Annotated in this window: 8 protein-coding genes; 5 read left to right on the plus strand and 3 right to left on the minus strand. The window is 65.3% G+C overall.

Annotation, left to right across the window (positions count from 1 at the left end; genetic code table 11):
- Positions 1 to 122 precede the first annotated feature (122 nt).
- Together WAN02_RS10705 and WAN02_RS10710 are read left to right on the plus strand one after the other, a co-directional pair.
- Positions 123 to 2894, plus strand: a complete 2772-nt coding sequence (locus WAN02_RS10705; RefSeq protein ID WP_422264137.1) for an aminotransferase class I/II-fold pyridoxal phosphate-dependent enzyme — start codon at positions 123 to 125, stop codon at positions 2892 to 2894.
- 11 nt (positions 2895 to 2905) lie between these two features.
- The gene (locus WAN02_RS10710; protein WP_422264138.1) at positions 2906 to 3103 is read left to right on the plus strand and encodes a hypothetical protein; all 198 of its coding nucleotides are present in this window, start codon (positions 2906 to 2908) and stop codon (positions 3101 to 3103) included.
- Positions 3104 to 3200: 97 nt separating this feature from the next.
- On the opposite strand, the gene WAN02_RS10715 is transcribed toward WAN02_RS10710, so the two are convergent.
- From WAN02_RS10715 to WAN02_RS10725, 3 genes are read right to left on the minus strand one after another with little or no spacing between them, the layout of a single operon-like run.
- Positions 3201 to 3740, minus strand: coding sequence for a GNAT family N-acetyltransferase (locus tag WAN02_RS10715; protein ID WP_422264139.1), 540 nt, complete (start codon positions 3738 to 3740; stop codon positions 3201 to 3203).
- A complete protein-coding gene (locus WAN02_RS10720) occupies positions 3740 to 4945 on the minus strand; it encodes a serine hydrolase domain-containing protein (RefSeq protein WP_422264140.1) in 1206 nt (401 codons plus the stop codon). Before WAN02_RS10720 ends, WAN02_RS10715 begins: the two co-directional genes overlap by 1 nt.
- A 59-nt stretch (positions 4946 to 5004) precedes the next feature.
- Positions 5005 to 5790 (minus strand): DUF6065 family protein, encoded by a 786-nt coding sequence (locus tag WAN02_RS10725; RefSeq protein ID WP_422264141.1) that lies wholly within the window; start codon positions 5788 to 5790, stop codon positions 5005 to 5007.
- Positions 5791 to 6133: 343 nt separating this feature from the next.
- Here WAN02_RS10725 and pyrR point away from each other — a divergent pair, with 343 nt between their 5' ends.
- From pyrR to WAN02_RS10740, 3 genes are all read left to right on the plus strand, one after another.
- Entirely contained in the window at positions 6134 to 6718 is a 585-nt protein-coding gene (pyrR, locus tag WAN02_RS10730) for a bifunctional pyr operon transcriptional regulator/uracil phosphoribosyltransferase PyrR (protein WP_422264142.1), read from the plus strand.
- The gene (locus WAN02_RS10735) at positions 6715 to 7686 is read left to right on the plus strand and encodes an aspartate carbamoyltransferase catalytic subunit (protein ID WP_422264143.1); all 972 of its coding nucleotides are present in this window, start codon (positions 6715 to 6717) and stop codon (positions 7684 to 7686) included. The genes pyrR and WAN02_RS10735 overlap by 4 nt, the downstream gene beginning before the upstream one ends.
- Positions 7683 to 8324: amidohydrolase family protein (locus tag WAN02_RS10740; RefSeq protein ID WP_422264144.1), on the plus strand; the 642-nt coding region annotated here is incomplete at its 3' end. The genes WAN02_RS10735 and WAN02_RS10740, both read left to right, overlap by 4 nt.

Below are 8324 nucleotides of genomic sequence, written 5' to 3' on the forward strand. Positions count from 1 at the left end.
CGGGCATCTTTAGCGAGTCAACGCGATACCCGCCCCCGAGAGTCGGGTGTGGCAGTTGTGGCAATCCGGGTACAGGTGACAAAACGCCCGCATCGCCCTCGACGGAGGGACACACTGACGTGATGGACCGAGACGGCAGGCACCCGAGGCGGCTGTGTGTTTCCGCGCTGGCGGCGGTGGCCAATCCGTCGTATTCGCGCATCGACACCTGGAACCTGCTCGACGATGCGTGCCATCAGTTGGCCGTCGTGGACCGCGCCGGGATGGATACCAGCCACGAAGTCGCCCGGGTGCGGCGTCTGCTCAACCGGCTCAGCGCTTACGAGCGCTACTGGATCTACCCGGGCCCGGAGAACCTCGCGGCGTACTGCGGCTATCTGGATCAGCTCGCCACGGTCAGCCTCGCCGAACAGGTGTCGCTGGCGGTACGGTTGCTCTCCGAATACGGCGACCGCGCAGCGCTGTTCGACACCTCTTCGTCGCTGGCCGATCAGGAATTGGTGTCCCGCGCCAAGGAGCAGCAGTTCTACACCGTCCTGCTCGCCGACGACGCCCCGGTCAACGCGCCCGAAGGGCTCGCGGAGAGCCTGCGCGCGGTTCGCGACGTCAGCGACGATGTGCAGTTCGAGTTGCTGGTGGTCTCCAGCGTTGAAGACGCCATCACCGCGGTCGCGCTGAACGGCGAGATCCAGGCGGCCATCATCCGGCACGACATCCCGCTGCGCTCGCACGACCGAGTGCCGCTGATGACCACGCTGCTCGGCCCGAACGACCAGGTGGTGGCCACCGACCGCACCCACGACTGGGTCGAGTGTGGCGAGTGGATTCGCGAACTGCGGCCCCACATCGACCTCTATCTGCTCACGGACGAATCCATCGCCGCCGAGACCGAGGACGAGTCCGACGTCTACGACCGCACCTTCTACCGGCTCAACGACGTCACCGACCTGCACAGCACCGTGCTCGCCGGCATCAGAAACCGCTACACCACACCGTTTTTCGATGCTTTGCGGGCCTACGCCGCACGGCCGGCCGGTCAGTTTCACGCGCTGCCGATCGCGCGCGGCGCCAGCATCTTCAACTCCAAGACGCTGCAGGACATGGGCGAGTTCTACGGCCGCAACATCTTCATGGCCGAGACCTCGACCACCTCGGGCGGACTGGACTCGCTGCTCGACCCGCACGGCAACATCAAAAAGGCGATGGACAAGGCCGCGCACACCTGGAACTCCGACCACACCTACTTCGTCACCAACGGCACCTCGACCGCCAACAAAATCGTCGTCCAGTCGCTGACCCGGCCGGGCGACATCGTGCTGATCGACCGCAACTGCCACAAGTCGCACCACTACGGCCTGGTGCTGGCTGGGGCGTACCCGCTGTATCTGGACGCCTACGAGTTGCAGCCGTTCGCGATCTACGGCGCGGTGTCGCTGCAGACCATCAAGAAGGCGCTGCTCGACCTGGAAGCCGCCGGCCAGCTGAGCAAAGTGCGCATGCTGCTGCTGACCAACTGCACATTTGACGGCGTCGTCTACAACCCGCGGCGGGTGATGGAAGAAGTGCTGGCGATCAAGCCGGACATCTGCTTCCTGTGGGACGAGGCGTGGTACGCGTTCGCCACTGCCGTGCCGTGGGCGCGGCAACGCACCGCGATGATCGCCGCCGAGCAACTCGAATCGATGCTCTCGTCACCGGCTTACGCCCAGGAGTATCTGCAGTGGAAAGAGTCGATGCAGGGGATCGACCGCAGTCAATGGGGCGAGCACCGACTGCTTCCCGATCCCAGTCAGGCCCGGGTCCGGGTCTATGCCACGCACTCGACCCACAAGTCGCTGTCGGCGCTACGGCAGGCGTCGATGATCCACATCCGCGACCAGGACTTCAACTCACAGTCCCGCGACGCGTTCGGCGAGGCGTTTCTGACCCACACCTCGACGTCGCCCAACCAGCAACTGCTGGCGTCGTTGGACCTGGCCCGTCGGCAGGTCGACATCGAGGGCTTCCAGATGGTGCGCTACGTCTATGACATGGCGCTGGTGTTCCGGCACCGGGTCCGCAAAGACCGGTTGATCAGCAAGTGGTTCCGAATCCTCGACGAATCTGATTTGGTGCCAGACGAATTCAGGCTGTCGGCAGTCAGCTCATATCGGCAGGTACGCCAAGGCGCGCTGGCGGACTGGAACGAGGCGTGGCGGTCCGACCAGTTCGTGCTCGACCCGACGCGGGTCACCCTGTTCATCGGCAAGACCGGCATGAACGGCTTCGACTTCCGCGAGAAGATCCTGATGGACCGGTTCGGCATCCAGATCAACAAAACGTCGATCAACAGCGTGCTGCTGATCTTCACCATCGGCGTGACCTGGTCGAGCGTGCATTATCTGCTCGACGTGTTGCGCCGGGTCGCAACCGACTTCGACCACACCGAAGCCGCGGCCAGCCGCGACGACCGCGCCCTGCATCAGCGTCGCGTCCAGGAGATCACCGAAGACCTGCCGGCGCTGCCGGACTTCAGCGAATTCGACAGCACCTTCAAGCCTGACGACGCCAGCTCGTTCGGCGACATGCGTTCGGCGTTCTACGCCGGCTACGAGGACTCTGACCGCGAACACGTCATGCTCGGGGAGGCCGGCCGTCGGCTTGCTGACGGAAAGTCCCTGGTGTCAACCGGATTCGTGGTGCCGTATCCGCCGGGTTTTCCGGTGCTGGTTCCCGGCCAGGTCGTCTCCAAGCAGATCGTGTACTTCCTTGCTGAACTCGATGTCAAGGAAATTCACGGATACAACCCCGACCTGGGGTTGTCGGTGTTCACCGAGGATGCGCTGAAACGCATCAACGCGGCGCGGTGTTCCGACACCGTCGACGTCCACGACGGGCGTAACGGCAATCGCTAGGGTTACCGCCCATGGCGTCTTCGGTTAGTGCGATCGCCGCGGTCCGGCAGGCCATTCTCGATGCCGGCTTCGACCATGAGCAGGCCGAGATGCGCGCTACCGCGACATTCGCCGCGGGCATCGGCTTCCTGCACCTGTCGGGTTCGAGACCCAGCCAGTTGGCCGCGGGCCGTCGCGAGGATTTTCTGGAAGTCATGCTGCGACAGTGACTTCCGCCGCCCCATGCCATACCAAAAGGTATGGTATGGGTCCCGAGCGTGACGCCACCGCAGACGTCGTACCCAGAGGTCAGCGCCTCGCGATGATCTAGCGCAGCGCCTTGGCGAACAGGAGACTGTCGCTTGGTTCGGGCCCGAGGTTGGGGTAAATCGTGTGACGGGCGAGCCTGCCTTCCAGGGTTAACCCGGCTCGTTCGAGCAATCGGACGGAACGTTCGTTGTCGACATGGCAGGTAGCCCACACGCGATAGACCGCGGAGTTCTCCTGCAGTGTGCTCATCAGCATGTCGAGCGCTTCGGACATCAAACCCTTGCCCCACCAACGCCGACCGAGGGAGTAACCGATTTCTGCGGCATAGGGCATAGGGCGTGCGCAACTGAGCATCCCGACGATCTCGTCGCTGTGCTGTAACGCCATCACCCAGGTTCGTACATGCGGTTGGACGTTCATCCGTTCGGTAATCACCCGCCGCGTGGCGACCACGTCGGGATGTGGTGTCCACAGCAGATATTTGGTGACCTGCGGATCGCGGCCAATCCGTTGATACAGCGGTCCGGCGTCATCGATCACCGGCAGGCGCAGCAGGAGCCTGGGCCCCTCAATGCGTTCGGGAATGTACTCAGCCATCACAGGCCCAGCGCCCGATAGGTGCGGTGGACGAATTTGGGTTGCACCGCTTGGAGTTTCGCCCGCGAAGTGTTGCCTGCGACCGCGGCGGCGGCATCGGCTGACAACGCGGGCATGTTCTGGATCAGGTAGAGCAGGATCAGGTCGGCCCCCGGATCTGCCTGCCACCAGGTCCCGTACGCGCCGGGCCAACTGAATGTCCCGAGACCGCCCGGCCCGAACAGCGGGGCCGATTTCGCCGGATCGGTGACCACCGACAGGTTGAGCCCGAAACCGCGCCCGATCCAGAACGGCGATCCGAGGAAGTTGTGCCGCTTCTGCTCGTCGGTGAGCCGATCGGTGCGCATCAGCCGAACCGATTCCGCTGACAGCACCCTGACACCCTTCACTGTCCCGTCGCCCAACAGCATTTCGATGAACCGCAGGTAGTCGTCGGCGGTTGACCACAGTCCGCCGCCGGCATTGCTGAACGACGGCGGCGTGATGTGCGGCTGGCCCATCACGTCGTGCTGCAGTGTGTCGTTGCCGTCGAGCCGGTACATGGTCGCGGCGCGACGACGACCCTCCAGCGTTACGTGGAAGCCGGTGTCAATCATGTCCAGTGGCTGCAGGATTCGTTCGTCGAGCACCTGATCGAACGGCTTTCCCGCGATGCGCGACGCCAGCACACCGACCACGTCGGTCGAGTGACCGTAGGTCAGTCGTTCACCGGGTTGATGCACCAGCGGTAGCTCGCCGAGCGCGTCCAGCCAGGTGTCGGGACCCTGTCCGAACGGCAGCCGCATGTAGGCCCGGGAGATCGGTCCGCCCACCGAGAATCCGTAGCCCAGGCCACTGGTGTGGGTGAGCAGGTCTTCGACCAGAATTGCCCGTTGAACCGGATGGGTTCGATCCAATGGGCCGCTCGGATCATCCAGCACCCGCAGGTCGGCGAATTCCGGCAGCCAGCGCACGACCGGGTCGCGCAGTGCCACCTTGCCCTCGTCGACCAGGCTCATCAGGGCCGCGACGGTGACCGGCTTGGTCATCGACGCGATGCGAAACAGCGTGTCGCGCTGCATGAGTAACCGGGCATCGACGTCCCGGTAGCCGATTTCGTTGACCTGCAGCATTTTTCCGTGCTGCCACACCATGGTCACGGCGCCGGCGAGCAGACCGGCGTCGCACGCGTCACGAATGGAGGCCTGGTTGCCGTCGAGATTCATCCGAGTCACGTTAGCCAGTAGCGTCGCGTACGCACGGACCAGGTCCGATGCTGGCAGCCCTACGGCTGGTTCTGGTCTTGTGGCTGAGAAAACGGACGAAGGTGGCGGCGAGTCCGATGATCCTGCGGCCCGGGATCGCCGTCGGCATGGTTGCCTCGCGCGTAGTCGCCTTCCCATGGGACGCGCTCTCCCGCGGTGGTGTCCGTCGCTGCCTGGGCTTGTCCCATCTCGTGGCGTGAGCGAAGGAAGAACTCATACTTGCGGCGCAGATCTTCGTCGGACCCGATGGGCCTGAGTTCGGGCGCGAATTCGTCCAGCTCGCCCCGGCGCTGCGGCACGATCATGCAGATCGGCTCATCGATCTCGAATCGCACCGGCATCAACGGGCGGGTGAATTTCCAGTTCATGCTGAAACTCGAGCTGGCCCAGTCGGTTTCGACGACACCCTCGAGCGCTGAAACGGCATCTTTCGGCTGGTTCGCCGGGCCGCGGACCAACAGATCGTAGCCAGCCGGAGTGCGAAACAGGATCGGCAGATGCCAGGTCAGAATGCCGTAGCCGAAATTGCTCGCAGGCAGAAGCTGACCGGGGTCGCGCCGGTCGGGCACGATCATCAGATCGGCGGGGGTGTTCCCGCCCATCCAGGTAGCGGTGAACGCGCTCGGGTTGCGCAACTCCCAGCCACCCTGATTGGCAATGAGCAGGGGCAAACAGCGATTCGCCCAACCTCGGCGCGTCTCTGACATCCACGTCCGGTTGATCGGCGCCGGGCCGATCGGCGGCGTGTGTTCGCCGGTGATGAATCCGATCAGTGGCCGGTCGGGCACGTTCGACTCGTCGCTCATCGGATCCCGGAGTCCCTTTCCCAGAAACGTGGCTCACGTCTTGCTGCGGCGTTGGAACTCGGATGAGATTACTAACCGCTCCTGGGTGAGTGCTGTGGCGGGTGCCGCCGCAGCGCTGACCAGAAGTCCGCCTCGTAATTCGCTCGGAGGCGGCACATCGGCTGTTCCCTTTCTCCACGGGATCCTGTGACAGGTGTGACATCCGATGCCGTCTCGGCGGCCGGCAGGCGCGACGCCCGCGCGCCCTGGGTCGTTCTCGCAGGCAAGCAATGCTAGGCTGCCCGGCAGTCGACATCCTTTAACGATCCGTCCAGAGAGGCGGAGAAGGAGGTCAAGATCTCGCATGAGTGCCATGGGTGACGCCGCTTTCCGCAGCGGACCTAGGGAATTGATGTCGGCGGCCGACGTGGGTCGCACCATTTCCCGTATTGCGCATCAGATCATCGAAAAGACCGCTCTGGATGGTGCCGACGCGCCTCGAGTCGTGTTGTTGGGAATCCCCACCCGTGGTGTGACACTGGCCGACCGGCTCGCGGTCAACATCGCCGAATTCTCCGGCGCCGAGGTCGCTCACGGCGCGTTGGACATCACCCTGTACCGCGACGATCTGATGACCAAGCCACCGCGCCCGCTGGAGAACACGTCGATACCTGCCGGCGGCATCGACGACGCTTTGGTGATCCTGGTCGACGACGTGTTGTTCTCCGGACGGTCGGTGCGCTCGGCACTGGATGCCCTGCGCGACGTCGGCCGACCGCGCGTGGTGCAGTTGGCGGTCTTGGTCGACCGCGGCCACCGCGAGCTACCGCTGCGCGCCGATTATGTCGGCAAGAACGTGCCGACGTCGCGCACCGAAAGCGTGCACGTGCTGCTGGCCGAGCAGGACGGTCGCGACGCCGTGGTCATCGCTCGCGAGGACGGCTCATGAGCAGGCATCTGCTGGCCGCCGGCGACCTGTCCCGCGACCAGGCCATCGCGATCCTCGACGACGCCGACCGCTTCGCGCAGGCCCTCGTCGGTCGCGAAGTCCGCAAGCTGCCGACGCTGCGGGGCCGCACCGTCATCACGATGTTCTACGAGAACTCCACCCGCACCCGGGTGTCCTTCGAGGTCGCCGGCAAGTGGATGAGCGCCGACGTGATCAACGTCAGCGCCGCGGGATCGTCTGTGGGCAAAGGTGAATCGCTGCGCGATACCGCGCTGACCCTGCGCGCCGCGGGCGCCGACGCGCTGATCATCCGCCACCCGGCGTCCGGTGCCGCCCAGCGACTCGCCGACTGGACGTCCACCGCGGATGGTGGACCTTCGGTGATCAACGCCGGCGACGGTACTCACGAGCATCCGACGCAGGCGTTGCTGGATGCGCTGACCCTCCGGCAGCGGCTCGGCGACATCGAGGGTCGTCGTGTGGTCATCGTCGGCGACATCCTGCACAGCCGGGTCGCCCGGTCCAACGTCATGCTGCTGGCCACCCTCGGCGCCGAGGTAGTGCTGGTTGCGCCGCCCACGCTGCTGCCGGTCGGCGTCACCGACTGGCCGGTGACGGTGTCCTACGATCTGGACGCCGAGCTGCCGGCCGCCGACGCGGTGCTGATGCTGCGGGTGCAGGCCGAGCGGATGAACGGCGGTTTCTTCCCTTCCGCGCGTGAGTATTCGGTGCGCTACGGGCTATCCGACCGGCGCCAGGCGATGCTTCCCGGTCATGCGGTCGTGCTGCATCCCGGGCCGATGCTGCGCGGCATGGAAATATCGTCGTCGGTAGCTGATTCCTCGCAATCAGCGGTGCTGCAACAGGTTTCCAACGGGGTTCACGTCCGGATGGCAGTGCTGTTCCATCTGCTGGTGGGCACCGAGTCGGCCGCCACAGGGCTCGCCGGCAAAGGGGTGATGGCATGAGTGTGCTGCTTCGCGGCGTGCGGCTGTACGGCGAGGGCGACCAGGTCGACGTGCTGGTCGACGACGGCCAGATCGCTGAGATCGGCCCCGGCCTCCCTATCCCGGACGATGCCGATGTCATCGACGCCACCGGCCAGGTGCTGTTGCCCGGGTTCGTCGATCTGCACACTCACCTGCGCGAGCCCGGCCGCGAATACGCCGAGAACATCGAAACCGGTTCGGCCGCAGCGGCTCTCGGCGGTTTCACTGCGGTTTTCGCGATGGCCAACACCAAACCGGTCGCCGACAGCCCGGTGGTCACCGACCACGTCTGGCACCGGGGGCAGCAGGTAGGCCTCGTCGATGTGCACCCGGTGGGGGCGGTCACCGTCGGGCTGGCCGGTACCGAGCTCACCGAGATGGGCATGATGGCGGCCGGCGCCGCGCAGGTGCGGATGTTCTCCGATGACGGCAAGTGCGTCGACGATCCGCTGATCATGCGCCGCGCGCTGGAATACGCCACCGGTCTGGGCGTGCTGATCGCCCAGCACGCCGAGGAGCCGCGGCTGACCGTCGGTGCGGTCGCCCACGAGGGCCCCAACGCCGCCCGACTGGGGCTGTCCGGCTGGCCGCGGGCTGCCGAAGAGTCGATCGTGGCC

The organism is Mycobacterium sp. (assembly GCF_049281135.1).
In the GTDB taxonomy this organism is placed as follows: Bacteria; Actinomycetota; Actinomycetes; order Mycobacteriales; family Mycobacteriaceae; genus Mycobacterium.

Coding starts and splice junctions, on each gene's coding strand:
- WAN02_RS10705 (WP_422264137.1), top strand. CDS start 123: ATGGACCGAGACGGCAGGCACCCGAGGCGGCTGTGTGTTTCCGCGCTG.
- WAN02_RS10710 (WP_422264138.1), top strand. CDS start 2,906: ATGGCGTCTTCGGTTAGTGCGATCGCCGCGGTCCGGCAGGCCATTCTC.
- WAN02_RS10715 (WP_422264139.1), bottom strand. CDS start 3,740: ATGGCTGAGTACATTCCCGAACGCATTGAGGGGCCCAGGCTCCTGCTG.
- WAN02_RS10720 (WP_422264140.1), bottom strand. CDS start 4,945: ATGAATCTCGACGGCAACCAGGCCTCCATTCGTGACGCGTGCGACGCC.
- WAN02_RS10725 (WP_422264141.1), bottom strand. CDS start 5,790: ATGAGCGACGAGTCGAACGTGCCCGACCGGCCACTGATCGGATTCATC.
- pyrR (WP_422264142.1), top strand. CDS start 6,134: ATGAGTGCCATGGGTGACGCCGCTTTCCGCAGCGGACCTAGGGAATTG.
- WAN02_RS10735 (WP_422264143.1), top strand. CDS start 6,715: ATGAGCAGGCATCTGCTGGCCGCCGGCGACCTGTCCCGCGACCAGGCC.